This is a genomic window from Streptococcus sp. 27098_8_113, assembly GCF_041432545.1.
In the GTDB taxonomy this organism is placed as follows: domain Bacteria; phylum Bacillota; class Bacilli; order Lactobacillales; family Streptococcaceae; genus Streptococcus.
The window spans coordinates 43974-65604 of the sequence record NZ_JAPVZU010000009.1 but is presented as its reverse complement, the minus strand read 5'-3'; the positions used below and the strand labels follow the sequence as shown (position 1 = coordinate 65604).

Sequence of the window (21631 nt, the reverse complement as noted above, 5' to 3'; positions counted from 1 at the left end):
CTCAGACGAAGCCTTGTCTTGCCGTCTCTACTCAAACATCATAAGCAAGTAAGAAACAAGTCAAAGACTGGGTTTGTCCCCAGCCTCAGACCCTTTATTCAGGTTTAACTGTTTCAACAGTTTCTACTTTACCATCTTTCAAACCAATCATCAAGGCTGTCTTCACAGGATTGTGATCTTTATCGATGGTAATAGATCCAGTAACTCCTTCAAAGTCTTTTAACTTAGCAAGGTTATCTTTAATATCTACAGATGTTTTTGCACCCTTAGATGCTTCTGCTGCCATATAAACTGCGTCATATGAAAGGGCTGCAAACATTGAAGGTTCTTCGTTATATTTAGCTTTGTAAGCTGCAACGAATTTCTTCGCTTTATCTGTCATGTCACCTGAAGTTGAGAAACCAGATACATAATAAACATTAGTTGCTGCTGCTGGAGTTGCTTGCTCAACGAATTTGGCATCGCTAAATCCATCAGGTCCAACGATTGTTTGGTTAATTCCCAAACCACGCGCTTGGTTAACCAACTTACCAGCTTCTGTGTAATAACCTGGCACAATCAGTGCATCAAAGTCTTTACCTTTGATTTTTGTCAAAGCTGCTTGGAAGTCTGAGTCACCAGAAGCGAAAGTTTCTGTCGCAACGATTTCACCCTTGTATTCTTTCTTGAAAGCTTCTGCCATTCCTTTTGCATAATCGCTTGAATTATCATAGTAAAGAACGACTTTTTTAGCTTTCAAAGTATCAGTTACATATTTAGAAATGATTTTACCTTGGTAACCATCAGTAAAGGTTGCACGGTACAAATAATCTTGTTTATTTGTCAAATCATCTTGTGTTGCACTTGGTGTTACCAAAGGAACTCCTGCTTTACCAGCATTTGCAATTGCGGCAGCGACGGCACCTGAAGTTGCAGGACCAATGATTGTGTTAACTTTGTCTTGAGTTACCAAGCTTGTAGAAATAGTTGCAGCTTCTGCAGTTTCTGATTTATTGTCTTTATCAGTTACTTCGATTTTCTTGCCGTCTACACCACCAGCTGCGTTGATTTCATCAACAGCAAGTTGAGCACCGTGTTGTTCTGCAGTACCGTAAGCTGCTACAGCGCCAGTTTCTTCAAAGTTGAAACCGAATTTAAGTGTTTTACCGATTTCTGTTCCAGTAGCAGATGAGTTGTTTGTAGAAACTTCTCCACAGGCTGCTAGAAGCGCAGCACTAGCAAAAGCTACAAGCGAAAGTGCAAATTTTTTCTTCATGAATAATCTCCTCTATTTTTGTTTTTTGCTATGTTTGCAAATGATATAGTAAGAATATACCGAATTATCTGACAATTGTCAACCCAAAGAAGCCATTTTTTTAAATAATAGCGTTTTCTTGGTTTCTAAATAAACTTCCAACAAAATCCGTATCCAGATTTTGAATCTCGCAAGTCTGGATTTTTTTGATATAGGACTCTTTTGACAGGCTCTCCTTCAGAGAATCTGCCTGATCTTTTGCCACATAAAGCTGCAAATAGCGGTGTTTCTTAGAATGATAAATAATATCTCCAACATGAGCCAGCTTCTTTGCATCGCGATTATAGTATAGATGAATGATGAAGCCCATTCGTTCCTCTTTTTTAAACATGACAATCCTCTCTGGTCATTTGTACTCTATTGATTATATCAAAAAAAGCCCGCAAATGGGGCATTTTTTCCTAGTTATAAATGAAAACTAGCTAAGATTATTATTAGCCATGATTTCATCGATGAAACCATATTCTAAAGTTTCTTGGGCACTCATCCAGTAATCACGTTCTGCATCTGCGTGAATTTGCTCAACCGATTTACCAGAATTGTCTGCAAGAATTTGCTCCAAGGTCTTACGAGTCTTGAGCAAATGCTCTGCTGCAATGGCCATATCTGTTTGCTGAGTACCGCCACCAGTACCACCCATTGGCTGGTGAATCATATACTCTGCATTTGGAAGCATGAATCGTTTGCCCTTAGCACCGCTAGAAGCAATGATAGTTCCCATGCTAGCTGCCATTCCCATGACAATCGTCTGCACATCAGACTTGATGAAGTTCATAGTGTCTACAATCGCCAATCCCGCTGACACAGAGCCACCCGGAGTATTAACATAAAGATAGATGTCCTTGGTGCTGTCTTGTGCATCTAGGAAAAGCAGCTGCGCAATAACAGAATTAGCCATATTGTCCTCAACAGGACCTGTCAGCATGATAATACGGTCTTTTAAAAGGCGTGAGTAAATGTCATAAGAACGCTCACCACGGCTGGTTTGTTCAATAACTACAGGAATCATGAATATTTTCTCCTTCATTCGATCTATTCATTATTATAACTTTTTGGTCAAAAAAGGTCAAATATTTGCTTTCTCTGTCGGATGACAGAAAGCAGCGCTGAGATTATCTTTAGTTTGGAAAGCACAAATCCACAGGATTGGCCGGACTTTCCTATTACAGACTAGAATTTCTATTTTGTACCAAATAGGCGGTCACCAGCATCTCCGAGACCTGGAACGATGTAGCCGTGCTCATTAAGATGATCATCAAGTGCAGCAGTGAAAATATCTACATCAGGATGAGCATCCTGCAAGGCTTTAACACCTTCTGGAGCAGACACTAAGCAGACAAATGTGATGTTGCTTGCACCACGTTTTTTAAGTGAATCTACAGCCAAAATAGCAGATCCACCCGTAGCCAACATTGGATCGACAACAAAGATTTGACGTTGGTCAATGTCTTCTGGCAATTTTACCAAATATTCAACTGGCTTCAAGGTTTCTTCATCACGGTACATTCCGATGTGGCCGACTTTAGCAGCAGGAACCAAGCTCAGGAGACCATCCACCATACCGATACCAGCCCGCAAGATTGGAACAATAGCCAATTTTTTACCTGCAATCTGCTTTTGAACTGTTTTCGTTATTGGTGTTTCAATTTCTACATCTTCAAGTGGTAAATCGCGCAAAACTTCGTATCCCATCAGCATTGCGATTTCATCTACCAATTCACGAAAAGCTTTAGTAGAGGTATCTGTACGACGCAAGATAGACAATTTATGCTGAATGAGTGGATGAGCGATAACTTCAAGTTTTCCCATGATTGGATTTCCTTCTTTCAATTTATTCCTCTTATTATATCAAAAAAGAAGAAAAAAGGCTTGCAACAAGCAAACCTTTTCATCTATTTTAATTACTTTTTGATAGAAGAGTTTGATTTCAATTTAGGCTTTATCAAATCACCATCAGATAGACTATTACACCAAACCTTCTAGGAGGCCTCTCATAAAGTTCTCAGAATTAAACTCGCCGATGTCGTCAATTTTTTCGCCAAAACCAATCAGCTTCACTGGAATATCCAATTCCTGACGAATGGCAAGGACAACACCTCCGCGCGCAGTTCCGTCAATCTTAGTCAGGACAATACCTGTCACAGGCGTAATTTTTGAAAATTCTTTGGCCTGAACCAGTGCATTTTGACCCGTAGAGGCATCCAAAGCTAGGAAGGTTTCATGCGGCGCTGCTGGATCTACCCGCTTGATAATACGACCGATTTTTTCCAGCTCTGCCATGAGATTGTCTTTATTTTGCAAGCGACCAGCTGTATCGATCATGAGAATATCAACATTTTCAGCCTTGGCTCTTTCCAAACCGTCAAACACGACACTGGCTGGATCACTCTTTTCTGGACCAGTCACGACAGGCACGTCTACTCGACGCCCCCACTCAGCCAACTGGGCAACGGCTCCAGCTCGGAAGGTGTCTGCTGCCACCAGCATCACTTTTTTACCTTCTTGCTTGTATTTATAGGCCAATTTACCGATTGAGGTCGTCTTCCCTACTCCATTTACACCGACAAAGAGCATGACGGTCAAACCGTTTTGGAAATTGATTTTTTCATTAAAACGGCCGTCTTTCTCATAGTTATCGACCAATTTTTCAATGATGAGTTGGCGCAAAGCATCTGGCTTCTTAGCATTTTCTAGACGAGCTTCATAGCGCAAGTCCTCAGTCAGATTGGAAGCTACCTGCACACCGACATCACTGGTAATCAGCAACTCCTCCAAGTCTTCAAAGAAATCTTCGTCAACTGAGCGGAAATTAGCAAAGAAGGCATTGAGACGAGCACCAAAGCCAGTCCGCGTCTTTTTGAGACTGCGGTCATACTTGTCTTGGACGCTCTCTTCTTGGTATTCAGTATAAATCTCAGATGTTTCTGCGGGAGTCAGTTCTTCCTCTGCCTCTTCTCCATACTCGGTCGAGTCTACTTTTGAAGAAGTGCTTGCTTCCTGCTCACTAGATACTTCTTGCTCTGATTCGTAGTTAATTTGCTCTCTCGCTGCAGCCAAACGTTCCTGTAATTCTTGGTAATAATCTCTGCTTTCAGTCGCCGCTTCTGATTCGCTACTACTTTCCAACGCTTGATTTGCTGAAGTTTCAGACTGCTCTTCTGCCTCAGCCAAAACTTGTTCAGGACTTTCCTCGTCTTCAAGCACTGGTTCAGATAAGTCAGCTTGTTGAGTAGTTGGGGCAAATTCCTGCTCAGAAATTGCTGAATCTGTAGACTCTATCTTCTCTTCTAACACAAACTCTACTTCCTGAGTTTCCGCTGTTTCTTCATTGGAAGCAGCAAGAGGCTGGGATTCTGCCTCAAATGGGACTTCAGTCTCTGTAGTCTGATAACTCTCCTCTGCCTGCTCCTCTAACTGGGGCTTTTCTTCAAGTTCCTCTTTTTTACGTCCAAAAAGACGGTCAAATAATCCCATTCTTTAGTTCTCCTTCAATACATATTTCCGAATGGCCCAAGCAACTGCATCTTCATCATTGGTCATCGGAGTGACAACTTCTGCGACTTCCTTGACTTCTGGCACAGCATTTTGCATGGCAACTCCTAGCCCAGCCCAAGCAATCATTGACAGATCATTGGCTTCGTCACCGCAGGCCATAACTTGGCTTTTATCAATTCCCAAGTGGGCAATCAGTTTCTCCAAACCAGTCGCCTTGTGGACATTTTTCGGTGACCATTCCAGCAGCATTTCCCGTGATTTGAAAATCTCATACTGGTCAAACAGTTCGGGCGCAATATGAGGAATGGCTGCATCCAGCGGTTCCTGAGCAAAGGCTGTGACGCACTTATTGTAGGTAATTTGGCTAGAAAGGTCTTCAAAAGCAATGGATTCAAAGTTCAGAGCTGGATTAAACTCCGCATAGAGCGATACTTGGTCTGATTGAATCTGATAAACCAAGCCCCCATCAATCGCATCCAGAGGCAGACCCAATTTCTCAGTCTCTTCATAAATTCTAGCTACATCATCGTAGGCAAAAACTGTTTTATCCAAAATTTCGCCAGTATTGCGCTGAACTAGACCACCATTAAAGGTAATGGTGTATTCATCTGCCTGACCATCAGTGCCCAGCTCATGCAGGAAAAATTCCATAGCCTTAAGCGGACGCCCTGTGGTCAATACAACTTTGACACCCTGCTGCTGAGCCGCTTTGAGCGCTGCCAGATTCCCTTGAGAAATCTTTTTATCCGTAGTCAAAAGCGTCCCGTCCAAGTCCAAAGCGATCAATTTAATATCAGCCATTATAAGCCCTCCATGTAGGTCATAACAGATTGGGCCGCATGGTGGCCAATCACTTCTTTCGCAACTGCCAAAATTTCCGGCCGTGCATTTTCTGGTGCAATCGGGTGCCCCACCACCTGCATCATATGCAGGTCATTGAGGTTATCGCCAAAAGCCATGACCTGGTCCATTTCTAGGCCTAGCTTCTTAGCTAGCTCGACAAGAGCCACGCCTTTATCCACATAGTCCAGCACGATATCAATCGACTTATAGCCTGTTGTCATCGCCTTGACACCTGCGACATTTTCATTGACCCAGGCTTCGCCGTCGGCCACTGTTTCTTCGCTGAAATTGGTCGTGAATTTAAAAATCTCGTCTGTAATCTCACTAAAATCAGCAACTTTTTGGATATTTTCATTATAATTAGCGCTGAAAGAGAGATAAGTCGGATCTACTGTCTCTAGCACATAACAGCCTTTTTTCCCTGTCAGAAGCAACTCATTGATATTGACAAAAGGCGACTCCTTAAGCTTGTCAAATACCTTTAGATAAAATTCTCTTGGCATGGTTGCTTCGTATAGATCTTTTCCTTGAAACTCTACTAGGCTACCATTTTCTGCGATAAAGATAATATCATCCCGAACTTCATGAAAGAGCTTCTCAAGAGAGAGAATCCCTCGACCACTGGCAACAGCAAAGTAGATGCCCTTTTCTCTAAACTGAGCTAGCAGGTGCTTGAGCCGCTCCATATCAAACTGACCCTTGTCATCTAAAAAAGTCCCGTCCATATCTGTGGCAATGAGTCTTATCATACAATTATCTCCTTTTTTGAATTAGGGGTGTGCAAAGGGCATTTAGGGTATGCATCTTTTAAGGATTTAGGCAACCCCCATCATTTCTCATCTCTGTTAATCCTTTATATTATATCATAAAACTAACACTTCATTCCACAGATGAAAAACAGTCAGATCATATTTCTATGACCTGACCGTTTTTGATATTGTTTATACTATATCTATTTACTTTTTTATTTTATAAAATAACATCACATAAACTTTTTATATATTTAGTTATCCTAAATTCAATTTATGTTTTGCTATTTGGCAAATACGTTCTGGCGAAGCGTGGTCTACAAACTGACTTAGCAGTCTTCGAGTCGCCAGCTTCCAAGGTGTTGGTTTGCCTGGCGAATGGCTTTGATTTCGGCGTGCAGCGTGGCGTCTTGTTCCTTTTCACGTAAGTTATGACCACGCCCAATAATTTCACCATTCAAGACCACGACAGCCCCGATTGGCACTTCCGCTTGGTCATAGGCTTTCTGCGCTTCCTTCAACGCTTCCCTCATAAAGAATTCTTTTTCATGAAGTTCCATGTTCTTACTGATAGACGCGCTTCGTCACGACTAGACTATGCGGTCTCTCAAACTCCTTATCTAAGTAATCTTGGTACGTTCCTGGTGAAATAAATCCTCGGGCGCTTAAAATATCGGTGCCTGCTGTCCCGACAATCGTATCGGCTAGCAATACACAGTTGGTACTCATCACAAAATACGTCTTGAATTTTGAAGAGGTAAATTTATACAAGAGTGCATCTGCTTCTTGTTTGAGCTTGTAGGCATACATTGGTTCTTCTTTGTCGATTCCAGGATGCTTAGGTTTCACCATTTTCGGTGGATCCCAAGGCACTGTCAGCGACATCAATTTGGCGATTTCCTTATCGATGGCCGCGAGTTGTTCTGGAGACAAGGCAAGACCATATCCCAGTAGGGTCTTATGATTTTCGCGTTTACAAAATTCGATGTATTTTTCACGGTCGGCACTGAAAAGTACCCCGTCCCCCATCGTTCCAAAGAGGCGCTCCGAATTCGTATCGTAGTTTCCGAATGAAATAATGCGGCCCTTATAACACAGGTCGACATGCCCGATGGCTCCAAACCCGTCTTTTGTGACATGAATAAACATCTCTAAGTTTGGTTCTGCATTTTCTTTGGCACGGTCGTAAATTTCTGAAGCCGTTTCGCCTTCTCCAAGTTCCAACGCATCATTAATTTTTTGTAAGGTTACTCGAGGAATCAGTGCAGCAAATACAAGCGGCATCCCACGACGCAAGCGTCTGCGAAGGACTTTCTTTCCAACTTCGGCCTCGAAGAACCAGCCGTCCCGAATATTGCTAATCCCATACCCGATAAAATAGAGCGAAAGGAAGAACATTTGCAAATTGCCGTCGCCCCCAAGAGAAATTAAAGTGGCTACCCCGACAACTGAAAGCCAAATGGTATCAAAGAGCAAGCGAAATCGCGGGCGAATATCATCTTTGACATAAATATAGTATGTCACACCACTAATTCCCGCCTTCATCACTTCATTGAGTCCCATCAAGATGCTTACAATCGCAATCGGCAATGACAGGAAGAATTGATTTCCTGCTAAAAATCCGTAAAGGGAAAATTTCCCTATATTCAGCCATAACGGGTCTTTAGATGCCGCTTTACTAAACCAACGGAATAAGAAATTCCATAGTTCACGGGCCCATAAGAATGTTAAAAACAGACGTAACATCAATTCTGGGAAGCTTGGTCCGAATATAAGGAGCAATATCCCAGCAACAAGGAACGCAATCCCTTCAAAGAGGAGCTTTTTCCCCGTAATCCCTAAGTCGCTAATTTTCTTCATCAATAATACCTCCTACAGCTACCACTGGAGCAGCTTGTTCATGTTTCTCCATCCATTCTTTCACGAGACGGTAAATCACGGCAAAGATTGGTGTGAAGAAAATCATTCCTACTAAACCAAAGAGATTTCCACCGATTAACGTAGTAGCAAGGGTTAGAGCCGTTGGCAACCCTACGGAACTGCCGACAACCCTAGGATAGACGACATTGCCTTCCACTGTTTGAACGACCATAAAGACGACAACCGAAATGAGTGCTTGAATTGGGCTTTCTGTAAAGATGAAGAGCATTACGATTCCGCACGCCATAAACGGCCCGATATTCGGAATGAACGAGAATACTCCGGCCAGCACCCCAACAAGTCCTGCATATGGCAACCCTACAAGAGAGTATGCGGCAAAAATCATAACCCCAACAATTCCCGCCTCGATGATTTGACTCATCAAGAAACGGTCATACGTATCCACGATGACTTCCCCGACATAAGAATGTGCTCAATTTTGTCTTTTAGCAACACCACATTGAGAATGCGAAGCGTTAAACGTGCGAGTATTTCCTTACTTACGAGAATATTAATCATGAAGAAAATCCCCATAATCACAGAGAACACATTTGAGAAGAGCCTATAATATTCGTTGTAAATCCGCCAAGGAATGTAATGACAGACGATATACGCTTTTGTATTATCTATAACCTAGTTTATTTCCATCAACATACCTGTGCCTTCAAATTATTTTTTATTTATTATCCTCATTATACCAAGAATTCTCACAATTTACTATAACTCCTACTTTCTATTGACGAAAGAAATGTTATTATGCAGTTATACTGCCTCAAGATGATTGACTTTCGAAACATGCAATTTAACGTTTAACAAATCAAGGGTGTCTCCATAGAATCAAAGTATTTCTGATACCCATTTCCTTCTATCTATAGACAGTAAAAAGCCTTGAAACAACTTATTCAAAGGCTTTCTTAGTATTCTATTGTATCAATTACCTTATTCCGATTTCTGTTGCTACTAATTTTATACTCATACTATAAACTTTCTAAATCTTTTAACTTGACCGACACAATCTTGGAAACTCCTGACTCCTGCATGGTTACTCCATAGATGGAATCTGCCGCAGACATGGTTCCCTTACGGTGGGTCACAACGATAAACTGGCTTTCTTTGTCAAAGCGATTGAGATAATCCCCAAAGCGCTTGACATTGGCCTCATCCAGAGCTGCCTCAACTTCATCCAAGATAACAAACGGAATGGTCTTGACGCGGATGATGGAGAAGAGAAGGGCTAAGGCTGACAGGGCTTTTTCTCCACCACTCATAAGATTGAGAGATTGGATTTTCTTGCCCGGAGGCTGAACCGAAATCTCTACCCCAGCTGTCAGCAGGTCGCCTTCTGTCAAGATCAGGTCAGCTGAACCGCCGCCAAACATCTGGCTAAAGGTCAGCTTGAAGCTTTCACGAATGGCTTCAAAGGTTGTTTGGAAACGTTCCTTGACTTCGTCATTCATCTCTTCAATGGTTTCCAAGAGAAGATTTTTGGCTGAGAGGACATCGTCCCGCTGACTTTTGAGGAAATTCAGTCGGTTGCTGACTTCTTCAAATTGTTCTACTGCTTCCAGATTGACCGGTCCCAAAGCACGAATAGCCTTTTCTAAGTCTTTGACTTGGGCTTCTGCAGCTGCAAGATTTTCCAAAGAACGCGCTCTTTGATCAGCCTCTTCAAAGCTGATCTGGTAATTATCCGTCAGATTAGTCAGCAGACGACGCAAGGCATCTGAAAATTTCTCTTTTTCAGCCTCTGCCTTGGCCTGACGGCGAATCAGACTTTCGTTTTGCTGACGGGCTTGATCTAAGTTCCCTAGAATATCCTCAGACTGGCCCTCTAAGTCGTCCAGCTCAAATTTGAGTCGGATGAGGCTCTGATCCAAGTCTGTCTTTTTCTCTTGGGCAGTCTTAAGCTGCTCTTCCAAGACGGAAATATCCACCTTCTGGCTGACCGCTTCTTCCTTTTGCTCTATCAAAAGCTGCAAAGTAGCGACTTCCTTGTCCAGAGCAGCCTTCTCCTCTAGCAAACGCGACAAATCATTCTTCTCAAAGCGCTGGCTAGAAGTCAGCTCTGTGCTCTTCAATTTCAGTTCAGACAAATTAGCCGATAGCTGATCGAAACGATCCTGAACAGCGTTTTTATTCGACTTGACCTGCTCAATTTCTGCAGTAATAGCCGTTTTTGCAGCCTCAATAGCTGACAGCTGCTCTTCCATTTTTTTCTTTTCAGCCAGTCCTCCAGTCTCAGACTGACTAGCCAAATCTTGCTCCTGCAATTGTTCCAGCTGGCTGAGTTCTGCAACCCGCTCCGCAATCTGTTCGTAGGCCAGCTTGACTCTTTGCTCCGTCAAGCGGGCTTGCTCACCCTCAGACTTAATAGCTTCCAAGGCTTGCTTGGCCTCTGATAGCTGGGACTGCAAGCTTTCGACTTGCTGCTCCTGAGCTTTCAGCTTCTGGGACTGCTGCTCCATTTCTCCAAGCAGGCTGTCCAGTTCAGGCTTGATAAAGATTGTGTTATTATTGCGATTGGCTCCTCCGGCGTAAGAACCGCCTGTGCGCAGTTCCGTGCCGTCCAGCGTTACAATTCTGACTTGGTAACGAACCTGACGGGCAGCTGCACGCGCATGCTCAATCGTATCGAAGATAGCGGTTGTCCCCAGCAGATTTTGGAAAATATTGTCCAAATCTGGCTCATAAGTAACCAGCTCCGAAGCCAAACCTAAGAAGCCCGGGCTGGCCTCAATTCTGGATTGATTTTGTTCGGGAAGTTGACGGGCCTTAATGGTCGTCAGAGGTAGAAAAGTAGCCCGACCAGATCGATTTTTCTTAAGAAAATCAATAGCTCCGGTCGCTGCTCCCTCATCCTCAACGATAATATGCTGACTGCTTGCCCCCAGCGCAATTTCTAAAGCAGTCTGGTACTGAGAATCAAAGCTCAACTTCTCGCTAACCGCTCCGACAATACCACCTAGACGATCAGCTTCCTGCAGGACACTTTTTACTCCTGCATAAAAATTACTGTGATTTTTAAGGATAGCTTCTAGACTGGCTGCACGGGCTTTTTTATTTTTCAGATCATCCAGCAGGGCAAACAAGCTGGTCTGCTCATTTTGATAAGCAGTCGTCAACTTCTCGACCTGCCCCTGCTGCTCCTGATACTGATCTAGCAAGGCTCTGAGGGCAGCCTGAGCCGCTTCCAATTCCGCCTGTCGAGCCGTTTCCTCTTGCCTACCGACCTTTAAATCAGCCTGTAGTTTGCTAAATTCAGCCTGTTTGCTGGCAGCTTGGCTCCGCTCATTCTCCAGTCGATTTTCTAGCGAGGTCAAGTCGTTGGACAAGTCCGCTTCTTCTTGCATGAGCTTGACGTAACGATCCCGCAGATTTTCAATCAACTGATCTGGGTCATCTGAAAAGTCCGCCAACTCTGCTTCCAACTGGCTCATGGCCTCTTGATTTTCAGTCAACTGGACTGCTAAATCAGCCAGATGAGCTTCCTTGGAGGAAATATCAGCCGTCAACTGCTGACTTTTTTCTCTCAGTCCAGCCAAGCGTTCTTCATTTTCCAAACGGCTGCTAGCCGCCTGACTCGATTCCAACTTGGCTAGGTCTATCTGGCGTTCCAGATCACTGATCAAACGCGTCAACTCCAAAAGACTTGTCTGATCGTCAGACAGTTTTTGATTCACTTCCTGACGTTTGACTTTGATTTCTTGGTTTTCACGTTCCAATTCGTCCCGTTTCGTATAATAGGTCGCCAGCTCCTGCTTGATGCTCTCCAAATCAGCTTCTGCCGCCGTCAAATCACTTTTATTCGCCTTGATTTGAGCCACCAAGACATCCAGATAAAGCTCCTGACGCTCATGATCCAGTTCTAAAAAGCGCTTAGCCGTCTCAGCTTGCTTTTCCAGTGGTTTGACTTGACTATCCAGCTCGTAGATAATGTCTTCCAAGCGATCCAGATTGTCTTGAGTCTGCGCTAGCTTGCTTTCCGTTTCCTTGCGGCGGGTCTTATATTTAAGCACTCCGGCCGCTTCTTCAAAAATAGCCCGACGCTCCTCTGGCTTGCTGTTAAATATTTCCTCGACCTTCCCTTGGGAAATGATAGAGAAAGAATCCCGTCCTAGCCCTGTATCCATGAAAAGGTCATGGACATCGCGCAGACGGACCTTTTTGCCGTCAATCTTGTACTCGCTATCACCACTGCGATAGATATGACGCTCGACACGAATTTCCTTGCCAGCTTGCTTGATAAACTGGTCCTGATTATCCAAAACCACAACGACCGAAGCATAGTTGAGGGGCTTGCGATTCTCCGTCCCTGCAAAGATGACATCAGGCATCTTACCGCCCCGCAGACTCTTAACACTCGACTCACCCAGAGCCCAGCGCAGGCTCTCCGTAATATTGGACTTGCCTGAGCCATTGGGACCAACAACAGCAGTCACCCCTTGGTCAAAAACCACCTTTGTCTTGTCTGCAAATGACTTGAAGCCCTGAATTTCAATTTCCTTTAAAAACATTAGTGACTTTCCTTTTCAAATGCATCCTTGGCAGCTTCCTGCTCAGCCAGTTTCTTAGAACGACCTTGTCCCTGACCCGCTTTTTGACCATTGATCAACACAGCCACAGCAAAGTTCTTAGCATGGGCTGGCCCCGTCTCATCTGTAACCTGATAGACAATCTCCACATCCCCATTAACCTGCAGGAGTTCCTGCAACTTGGTCTTATAGTCAGTCACTTGCTCAAAGTCACCTGCTTCCACCTTGGGAATCATGACTTGATAAATAAAAGCCTTGACAGTCTCCACATCCTTATCCAAAAGAAGGGCACCCAAGAAGGCCTCAAATAAGTCACCCAGAATGGTATCGCGATTGCGACCTCCTGACTTTTCCTCACCGCGACCCAGCTTGATAAACTGATCAAACTGACAGTCCCGTGCAAAGCCAGCCAAACTCTCCTCCCGAACAATCATGGAGCGTAGTTTTGACAAATCTCCTTCTGGTTTTTTGGGGTATTTTTTATATAAATACTCAGAAATAATCAGCTGCAGAACAGCGTCTCCTAAAAATTCCAGGCGTTCATTGTGTGAAATTTTTAAGAGGCGGTGCTCATTGGCATAGCTGGTGTGAGTAAAAGCGGTCTCTAGCAGGCTGCTGTCTTCAAACACCAGTCCAAACTGCTCCAGCAGTGCATCTTTTAATCGTTCCATAATTTCTTTTTCATGCTAGGCCAAGGCAGAGCATGAGTCCAATCCATCCTTTCTAAAATGATGTTCTTTGTGAACTATCTACCATTATACCAAAAAACAAGTGTCAACGCACTTGTTTACTTGTCTTCTTAGCGTAATTCCCGGTCTATTCCTTATCTGGGATGACCTTGAAAAGATAATAGGTAATAAAGATTGTCAGGGCGAACAAGAAGATTTTCACCCAAATTATCGGAGCTAACGCAATAGAAATTCCCATCAAGATATAGATGGACACGATAATCTTTTTCTTGCGCTCTTTGGCAATCGAACCCGTCTCCCGAAAATCTGCGACATAGATTTGATACATTTTGGTGTGATAAAGCCAATTCTCAATCCGCTTGGAGCTACGTGAAAAGCAAGCAATAGACAAAAGTAAAAAAGGAGTCGTAGGAAGAAGGGGCAGAAAAATCCCCAGCACTCCTAGAGCTAAAGATAGGCAGGCAATCACAAAATAAATCAGGCGCATTTGGTTTCCTCACGTACGTTTTCATGGTCATTCTTTGGCTTCCTTTCTAGTATAAAAAACAAGCTAAAAAATATAAAACTAGTTTCCCATAAAAAACAATCCTTGTCAATCCTAAAAAAGAGGCTGGAACAAAAATCCCAGACTCTCAATTGTCTTTGGATTGTCGAGCAAGACGCAGTGGTTGAGTGGGCTCTACTACGCTGATTTCATCAGCTTTTACAGCCCTACTCAACTGTGCGGAGGTGGGACGACGAAATCGAAGTCTAACGAATTACCGATTTCTGTCCCACTCTCTTTCTGAGCGACTGATGATTAGATATTCACCAAAGGCGTCGCTGTATCAGGAGAAGTATCAAAGACCTGGAAATCATGACCCACTGGCAAGTCAGCTTGAGCCAGTTGATTAACCATAGTCATATGAGCCAGCTCCTTGATATTATTTTCCTTGCTCAGATGCCCCAGATAGATGCGCTTGGTGCGATTGCCAAGTGTGCGAATCATGGTTTCCGCACCGTCTTCATTGGATAAGTGCCCCAAGTCAGACAGGATGCGCTGTTTCAGACTCCACGGATAAGCACCACTCCGGAGAATCTCGATATCATGATTGCTCTCAATCAAATAAGCATCTGCATTCTCAATCACTCCGGCCATACGGTCACTGACATAGCCCGTATCCGTCAGCATGACAAAGCTCTTACCATCCTTCATAAAGCGATAAAACTGGGGAGCAGCTGCATCGTGGCTAACCCCAAAACTTTCGACATCCAAATCGCCAAAAGTCTTCATCTTACCCATTTCAAAGATATGCTTCTGACTGGCATCCAGATTGCCCAAGTCCTTTTCCATCGCTCGCCAAGTCGCTTCGTTGGCATAAATATCTAGATTGTATTTACGCGCCAAAACCCCTACACCATGGATGTGATCCTTGTGCTCATGGGTGACTAAAATAGCATCTAAGTCCTCTGGTTTGCGGTCAATTTCGCTTAAAAGGCTCGTAATTTTTTTCCCTGATAGACCAGCATCGACAAGTAGGCGTTTTTGGTTTGTTTCCAGATAAAAGCAATTGCCGCTCGAGCCTGATGCTAGAATACTATATTGAAATCCCTTAGTCATGTTCACTTTCTACATTCTCTTCATTTTCCCAGTCATCTACACGGACAGCATCGTTATCATATGGAAGGACGATAGTAAAGGTAGAGCCCTTTCCGTACTCACTTTTGGCCCAGATAAAGCCATGATGCTGCTTGATAATTTCTTTAGCGATAGCCAGACCCAAGCCCGTTCCTCCCTGAGCTCGACTACGGGCCTTATCCACCCGATAGAAACGATCAAAAATCTTTGGCAGATCCTGCTTGGGAATGCCCAGACCTTCATCTGAAATCGAGAGAATCAACTGAACATCTGTTGTCCTCACAGAAACCGTAATCGTCCCACCATCAGGTGAATACTTGATGGCATTGTTCATGATATTATCAATCACCTGGGTCATCTTATCCGTATCAATCTCTACCCAAATCGGCGTAATTGAATAATCCCTGATAATCTCATATTTTTTAGTCTCATCCTGATTTTTTATCTTATCAAAACGGTTGAGGATATAGGTGATAAAGGCTGTAAAATTGGTCAGCTCAACATCCAGATGACTGGTATTATTATCAATCCGCGATAAGCTAAGCAAGTCCGTCACCATCCGCATCATCCGGTTTGTCTCAGTTAGTGAGACTTTGACAAATTCAGGTGCAACAGGCTCTGACAGAGCGCCATCATCCAATGCTTCCAGATAGGATTTTACACTGGTTAGAGGCGTCCGCAATTCATGGCTAACATTGGAAACGAAAAGCCGACGCTCCCGTTCTTCCTTGTCCTGCTCTGTTGTGTCATGCAGCACTGCTACCAGCCCTGATATAAAACCTGACTCCCGTCTGATCAAGGCAAATCGAACCCGCAGGCTTACATATTCACCATTTTCATCTTGAGAATCAATGGTCAATTCTGGAACCTTGGTAATCAATTCGCGCAGATCGTACTCATCAGCAATATCCAGCAAATCTAAAATACTGGTATTAAGGACATCATCACGTTTGACACCCAATTGCTTGGTTGCCATGTCATTGACGGTAATAATCTGCCCTCGACGGTTGGTCGCAAGCACCCCATCCGTCATATAAGACAAGATACTGGATAGACGCTTGGTCTCTTGCTCCAAATTTTCATGCGTCAGGCGAATCACTTCAGAAAGATCATTGATGGAATTGGTCATATCCGTGATTTCAGGACTGCCCTGCATATCTAAAACTTCTGAATAATCTCCTGCGATCAAGCCCTTGATCTTTTGGTTTAACTGCACCAGCTTTTGAGTATCTCGTCGATTTTCCAGTAGCAAAAGAGCCACGACGATGATAAAGCCGACAACAATCAGTGAAAAGACAAAGTCAGGAGAAAGTACGAATTCTTTTAGCGTTTCAATCATTATTTCTTATGTAATAACCGACACCGCGGCGAGTCAGGATATACTCCGGACGGCTTGGAGTATCTTCGATTTTTTCGCGCAGACGGCGAATAGTCACATCGACTGTCCGCACATCTCCAAAGTAATCATAGCCCCAGACGGTTTCCAGCAAGTGCTCACGCGTCATGACCTGACCAACATGGGTCGCCAAATGATGCAAAAGTTCAAATTCACGATGGGTTAATTCCAATTCTTTCCCGTGTTTTTTCACCACAAAAGCATCTGGAAGAATCTGCAAATCCCCAATAAACAGTTCCTTTGGACTGCTCTCATCCACGTGACTATCTGGGATTAGCTCAGAACGGCGCAACAAGGCCTTGACCCGAGCCAGCAATTCACGATTTGAAAAGGGCTTGGTCACATAGTCATCTGCCCCGATTTCCAGACCGATTACCTTATCGAACTCGCTATCTTTGGCCGAAAGCACAATAATCGGCACATTGCTGGTCTTGCGAATGGTCCGAGCAACATCCAGTCCATCCACTTCTGGCAACATCAAATCCAGAATCAAGATATCCGGCTGCTCTGCTTCAAACATTTCTAGAGCTTCCTTACCATCAAAGGCTGTCAGTACTTCATAGCCTTCCTTAGCCATATTAAACTTTATAATGTCCGAGATTGGCTTCTCGTCATCTACAACTAATATTTTTTTCATTTTTTACCTTCATATCTATACAATTTTTAAGCTTGGACATCTATTATTTTTGTATCTGTCCTACCGCTCCATAAGCACTATTATATCAAATTTTCCTTAAAAAATACTATTTTCGTACACTATATTCCAACATTCTTATAGAAATTTCAATTCAACTCTCTTTCTCCCAAAAATCTCAGTCAAGGATGAGGAATCCTCACTAAAACCCTTGATTTTTTTCACTTTTTCTGCAAAAATAGAGGCATAGAAAGAAGGTTGAACTATGACAAAAATCAATCAAATCATCACTTATCTTGAAAATGAAAAGCAGGATGTGGCTGTAATCTCCGATCCTGTAACCATTCATTACCTGACAGGCTTTTACAGCGATCCACATGAACGCCAAATGTTCCTAATCGTCTACACTGACCATGAGCCACTCCTTTTCGTACCAGCACTAGAGGTTGAGCGTGCTTCCTCTACCGTAGATTTTCATGTTGTGGGCTATGTCGATTCTGAAAACCCTTGGGAAAAGATCAAGGCTTCTCTACCATCTCAAACCTTCAAACAAGTAGCGGTCGAGTTTGACAATCTGATTTTAACCAAGTATCACGGCCTGCGTACTGTTTTTGATGGGGCTGAATTTGTCAATTTGACTCCTTACATTAACCGCTTGCGCCTGATTAAGTCTGCTGATGAAATCCAGAAAATGCTGGTAGCCGGTCAATATGCTGACAAGGCTGTCAATATCGGTTTTAACAATATTTCACTAGAAAATACTGAAACAGACATCATCGCTCAAATCGACTTCGCCATCAAGCGAGAAGGCTACGAAATGAGCTTTGAAACTATGGTGCTGACAGGCAATAACGCAGCCAATCCACACGGCATTCCCGGTGCCAATAAAATCGAAAACAATGCCCTCCTCCTCTTTGACTTGGGCTGCATGGTCAATGGCTACGCCAGCGATATGACACGGACCGTCGCTGTCGGCCAGCCGGACCAGTTCAAAAAAGATATCTACTATCTGACTCTGGAAGCCCAACAAGCTGCTCTTGACTTTATCAAACCAGGCGTCACAGCTCATGAAGTAGACCGCGCTGCCCGTGAGGTCATCGAAAAAGCTGGTTATGGCGAATACTTTAACCACCGCCTTGGCCACGGTATTGGCATGGATGTTCACGAATTTCCATCTATCATGGAGGGCAACGATATGGTCATCGAAGAGGGCATGTGCTTCTCTGTTGAGCCTGGTATTTACATCCCTGGCAAGGTCGGTGTCCGCATCGAGGACTGCGGCTATGTCACTAAGAATGGTTTTGAACTTTTCACCGAGACTAGCAAGGACTTGCTGTATTTTGATTAGAATAACAGAAAAGCACCGAACGGTGCTTTTTTAGTTTATCAATAATTTAAAACAGTTAGCCTCTCAACTTTCCCCCGCCTCTAGTTTCAACAAGAAGGCTTTTTTATCAAGGCCGCCGGCATAACCAGTCAATTTGCCGTCGCTTCCGACAATCCGATGACAGGGAATCAGTAGTGAAATAGGATTATGACCGATGGCGCCACCAACTGCTCTAGCAGAGCCAATTTTTCCATACTCAGCCCGCAATTCCCGCAAAATATCTGAATAGGTAGCCGTCTGACCGTAGGGAATCTTCTGCAGTACTGTCAGAACCTTGCTTCTGAACTCAGTAACTTGGGGTGCCAATGGAATCTCATCTGTCGCAGGATTTTCTCCCTTAAAATAAGCATCCAGCCAAGCAGAGACGCGTCGGCTGACTTCTGTCTCTTCCTCCTGTGCTTGCTCCAAATCATAGCCTGCCCCAAAATATTTCTGATTCTCCAGCCAAAGCCCCAACAAGGCATTTGCGTCTGTCAAGATGAGAATACGGCCAATCGGCGATGTATAATAAGTCTTGTACATATTTTTTCTTTCTTTTAGCTTCTTGATAAGCCTTATTATACCACTCTTGTCTTAACTTTTGCTACAATCCCATCTGGGTCTGTAACTTCCAGCTCCTGAGAGCTAATCCATCGGACTGGCGCCTGCAAGTCCAGAGCATTTTCATAAATAGCTACTAGGTCTTCTTTTCCTTCTACTTGCGCCTCAAAATAGGCTAGTCCCATTTGCTTAGGTTGGCGATGATTCAAGTGAGAACCTCCCCATTCATTAACTGCTAAATGATGATAGTTTCCGGATGCCAGCCAGCTAGCAGAAGGTACAGAAAATTTATCCTCCAAGTCTAGAAGCTTTTGGTAAAAATGACTGGCAGCTCTGCTATTTTTCACAGACAGGTGGACATGGCCCATACGAGTGCCTTCAGCAATACTAAACGGCTGGACTTCCTGACCCAGTTCATAGATTTCTTGAGCCGCAAGCGCTTCCGTCACTCCGATAATGCGGCCATCTTCTCGAATATCCCAATCAGCCTGAGGCTTGTCCCGATAAAGCTCAATGCCATTGCCTTCTGGATCCTCCAGATAAATGGCTTCACTATAACCATGGTCCGCTCCTCCGACCATAGGAACTCTCTTTTCGGATAAATGCTTAAGAATATCCGCCAAAGCTTGACGACTTGGAAGCAAAAGCGCCAGATGGTAAAGACCGTAAGCCGACTTGACGGGCTGTCGGTCACTGGTTGCTAAGAGCCTCACCAGCACTTGTCCGTCCCTACCCAAAGCTACCTGTCCGTCCTGCTCTTCCAAAAGTTCCAGTCCTAAAACGCGCTGATAAAAATCCTTTTGTCTTGCTAAATCGGCCACATAAAGTGCCACCTCTCCTAGATAAATCTTGCTTTCATATTCAAAAGTCATGTTCTTTCTCCTCTCTTAAATTTAAAATTTCAGCAGTGCCCTGCCAAATCTTTTTTTATTTTCCCAAAACAGAAATAGGTTCCTTGATGCGGGTGCCTGCCTTTCCATTTGCTCCGAAGGATTATTCAGACTGTAATTGTTTTTATTACAGCTATTAGTATAGCACATTCTAATGTAATATCAATAATTACATCTCGTAAAATTCTTAACAAAAAAACAACCTGCTCACTAGGAAACAGATTGTTCTTTAATTTCTTTTTCGGTTGCTGCGACGACTTCGTCAAGGCTGGTCTGAGCCAATTCAGCTTCCATGGCTGCTTGAATAGCTGCCAAGCGGTCGTCTAAGACATTGTGAATGTTCTTACCGATAGGACAGTCTGGATTGGGCTTGTCATGAAAGCTAAAGAGCTGGCCGCTCTTGCCAAGACATTCAACCGCACTATAGACGTCCAACAGACTAATATCTTTCAAATCTTTGGCAATCTCTGCTCCGCCAGTCCCACGAGCAACGGTAATCATCCCGGCATTCTTGAGCTGGGACAGGGTCTTGCGAATAATAACTGGATTGACACCGACACTGCCAGCAAGGATATCACTTGTCAGTTTTCGTTTTTTTCCCTCCAAAGCCAGTACAATCAGCATATGAGTAGCAATGGTGAAACGGCTAGAAATCTGCATTTTTTCTCCTCCCTCATCATTTCTCTCACTATTATATCTCAAAAATGGTGTAACTTCAAGAGTTACGACTAGACTTTAAGAAAGCCGCAATCTCATCTGCATAGCCTTCCCGCTCACTGATTTCCCGCAGCAGGTCATGATTGTGAGTATGGTGGATACCATTGACCAAGCTCTCCTCATAAATCTCATAGTAAGGCAAGTGGAGCTCCCGCGCCAATCGCAGTTCCTGCTCTACATCGTAGGCCACCCGCCGTAGGTCGACATCAGCCAGACCCGTCTCATCAATCTCTAAAATGGCATACTGAGCTCGCAAATCCTGACGCAAAGCCGAATCTAGAAAGAATGGCTGACCAATAGAGCCGGGATTGATAATCAACTGCCCCTGAGTCCCGTAGCGGAGAAACTGCTGGTGAATATGACCATAAACAGCGACAGCGCAGTCGTTTCCTTCAAAAAGGCGGTCGAAATTGCTCTGCTCGCCAATATGAATCAGCTCCCGTCCCCAATTCTTATCTGGCAGATGGTGGCTGACCGCAATCTTCAATCCCTCTACTTCTGTCAAGATTTGCAGAGGAAGTTCCTGCATGCGGTCAATCTCTTCAGGACGGATTTCCTCTAGGACAAAATGGCAGAGCCGGGTCAGATAGAGATGGCTGGGACGTGTCAAGTCTAACTTTTGGTGCAAGGCATGCCAGAGGCTGTCTTCCCAATTCCCTCTGACCTGGAGGCTGATGTGCAACTGCTCCATCCTATCTAAGATATTTCTGCGACCGGTTCCTGGCAGGAGCAAGTCTCCCAAAAACCAATAGTCTGTCACTTGCTGGCTTTCCGCATCCGCTAGTACTGCTTCCAAGGCTGTGCTATTCCCATGCACATCGGATAATAAGGCAATTTTTCGTGTCATCGTGTGTCTTTCTCTTTCTTTACAAGGAATATTATATCAAAGTTCAAAAAAACTTCCACCCATCAAGTGAGTGAAAGTTT

Annotated in this window: 19 protein-coding genes and 2 pseudogenes; 1 reads left to right on the top strand and 20 read right to left on the bottom strand. The window is 43.9% G+C overall.

What is annotated here, in order from left to right:
* Positions 1-94: 94 nt before the first annotated feature.
* The 16 genes and pseudogenes from O3644_RS06505 to yycF form a co-directional block, all read right to left on the bottom strand.
* Positions 95-1255, bottom strand: a complete 1161-nt coding sequence (locus O3644_RS06505) for an ABC transporter substrate-binding protein (protein WP_045501074.1) — start codon at positions 1253-1255, stop codon at positions 95-97.
* A 100-nt stretch (positions 1256-1355) separates the two neighbouring features.
* Positions 1356-1625: a DUF2129 domain-containing protein gene (locus tag O3644_RS06500; protein ID WP_061911464.1), complete on the bottom strand. Its 270-nt coding sequence runs from the start codon at positions 1623-1625 to the stop codon at positions 1356-1358.
* Between the two features lie 87 nt (positions 1626-1712).
* Positions 1713-2303, bottom strand: a complete 591-nt coding sequence (locus O3644_RS06495; RefSeq protein ID WP_015605185.1) for an ATP-dependent Clp protease proteolytic subunit — start codon at positions 2301-2303, stop codon at positions 1713-1715.
* A gap of 170 nt (positions 2304-2473) precedes the next feature.
* On the bottom strand, positions 2474-3103 hold the full coding sequence (upp, locus tag O3644_RS06490) for a uracil phosphoribosyltransferase (protein ID WP_015605186.1): 630 nt from the start codon (positions 3101-3103) through the stop codon (positions 2474-2476).
* A gap of 156 nt (positions 3104-3259) precedes the next feature.
* Positions 3260-4768: a signal recognition particle-docking protein FtsY gene (gene ftsY / locus O3644_RS06485; protein WP_371595335.1), complete on the bottom strand. Its 1509-nt coding sequence runs from the start codon at positions 4766-4768 to the stop codon at positions 3260-3262.
* A gap of 3 nt (positions 4769-4771) precedes the next feature.
* On the bottom strand, positions 4772-5590 hold the full coding sequence (locus tag O3644_RS06480) for a Cof-type HAD-IIB family hydrolase (protein ID WP_015605188.1): 819 nt from the start codon (positions 5588-5590) through the stop codon (positions 4772-4774).
* Positions 5590-6381, bottom strand: a complete 792-nt coding sequence (locus O3644_RS06475) for a Cof-type HAD-IIB family hydrolase (RefSeq protein ID WP_015605189.1) — start codon at positions 6379-6381, stop codon at positions 5590-5592. The genes O3644_RS06480 and O3644_RS06475 overlap by 1 nt, the downstream gene beginning before the upstream one ends.
* Positions 6382-6713: 332 nt before the next feature.
* Positions 6714-6941, bottom strand: a pseudogene (locus O3644_RS06470) (nucleoside deaminase); the annotation flags it as partial.
* Positions 6942-6945: 4 nt separating this feature from the next.
* On the bottom strand, positions 6946-8241 hold the full coding sequence (locus tag O3644_RS06465) for a hypothetical protein (RefSeq protein WP_015605191.1): 1296 nt from the start codon (positions 8239-8241) through the stop codon (positions 6946-6948).
* Positions 8228-8912 (bottom strand): annotated as a pseudogene (locus O3644_RS06460) (AI-2E family transporter); the annotation flags it as partial. The pseudogene O3644_RS06460 and the gene O3644_RS06465, both read right to left, overlap by 14 nt.
* 366 nt (positions 8913-9278) lie before the next feature.
* A complete protein-coding gene (smc, locus tag O3644_RS06455; RefSeq protein ID WP_371595334.1) occupies positions 9279-12815 on the bottom strand; it encodes a chromosome segregation protein SMC in 3537 nt (1178 codons plus the stop codon).
* Complete coding sequence (gene rnc, locus O3644_RS06450) at positions 12815-13504, bottom strand: ribonuclease III (RefSeq protein ID WP_371595333.1); 690 nt, start codon at positions 13502-13504, stop codon at positions 12815-12817. The genes smc and rnc overlap by 1 nt, the downstream gene beginning before the upstream one ends.
* 145 nt (positions 13505-13649) lie before the next feature.
* A complete protein-coding gene (locus O3644_RS06445) occupies positions 13650-14009 on the bottom strand; it encodes a YbaN family protein (protein ID WP_247951206.1) in 360 nt (119 codons plus the stop codon).
* Positions 14010-14321: 312 nt separating this feature from the next.
* Positions 14322-15122: an MBL fold metallo-hydrolase gene (locus O3644_RS06440; protein WP_371595332.1), complete on the bottom strand. Its 801-nt coding sequence runs from the start codon at positions 15120-15122 to the stop codon at positions 14322-14324.
* Positions 15115-16479, bottom strand: a complete 1365-nt coding sequence (gene vicK / locus O3644_RS06435) for a cell wall metabolism sensor histidine kinase VicK (RefSeq protein ID WP_371595331.1) — start codon at positions 16477-16479, stop codon at positions 15115-15117. The genes O3644_RS06440 and vicK overlap by 8 nt, the downstream gene beginning before the upstream one ends.
* A complete protein-coding gene (gene yycF / locus O3644_RS06430) occupies positions 16472-17173 on the bottom strand; it encodes a response regulator YycF (protein ID WP_005589489.1) in 702 nt (233 codons plus the stop codon). Before yycF ends, vicK begins: the two co-directional genes overlap by 8 nt.
* A 262-nt stretch (positions 17174-17435) precedes the next feature.
* Here yycF and O3644_RS06425 point away from each other — a divergent pair, with 262 nt between their 5' ends.
* Positions 17436-18518, top strand: coding sequence for a M24 family metallopeptidase (locus O3644_RS06425; RefSeq protein ID WP_371595330.1), 1083 nt, complete (start codon positions 17436-17438; stop codon positions 18516-18518).
* A 63-nt stretch (positions 18519-18581) separates the two neighbouring features.
* Here O3644_RS06425 and O3644_RS06420 read toward each other — a convergent pair whose 3' ends face one another.
* From O3644_RS06420 to O3644_RS06405, 4 genes are all read right to left on the bottom strand, one after another.
* The gene (locus O3644_RS06420; RefSeq protein WP_048763301.1) at positions 18582-19079 is read right to left on the bottom strand and encodes a methylated-DNA--[protein]-cysteine S-methyltransferase; all 498 of its coding nucleotides are present in this window, start codon (positions 19077-19079) and stop codon (positions 18582-18584) included.
* A 35-nt stretch (positions 19080-19114) separates the two neighbouring features.
* Positions 19115-19969 carry a VOC family protein gene (locus O3644_RS06415; protein ID WP_371595329.1) on the bottom strand — a complete coding sequence of 285 codons (855 nt, stop codon included), beginning with the start codon at positions 19967-19969 and terminating at the stop codon, positions 19115-19117.
* Positions 19970-20197: 228 nt separating this feature from the next.
* Complete coding sequence (locus O3644_RS06410; protein ID WP_048763305.1) at positions 20198-20647, bottom strand: Rrf2 family transcriptional regulator; 450 nt, start codon at positions 20645-20647, stop codon at positions 20198-20200.
* A gap of 55 nt (positions 20648-20702) precedes the next feature.
* Entirely contained in the window at positions 20703-21551 is an 849-nt protein-coding gene (locus O3644_RS06405) for a metallophosphoesterase (protein WP_048763308.1), read from the bottom strand.
* Between the last annotated feature and the right edge of the window lie 80 nt (positions 21552-21631).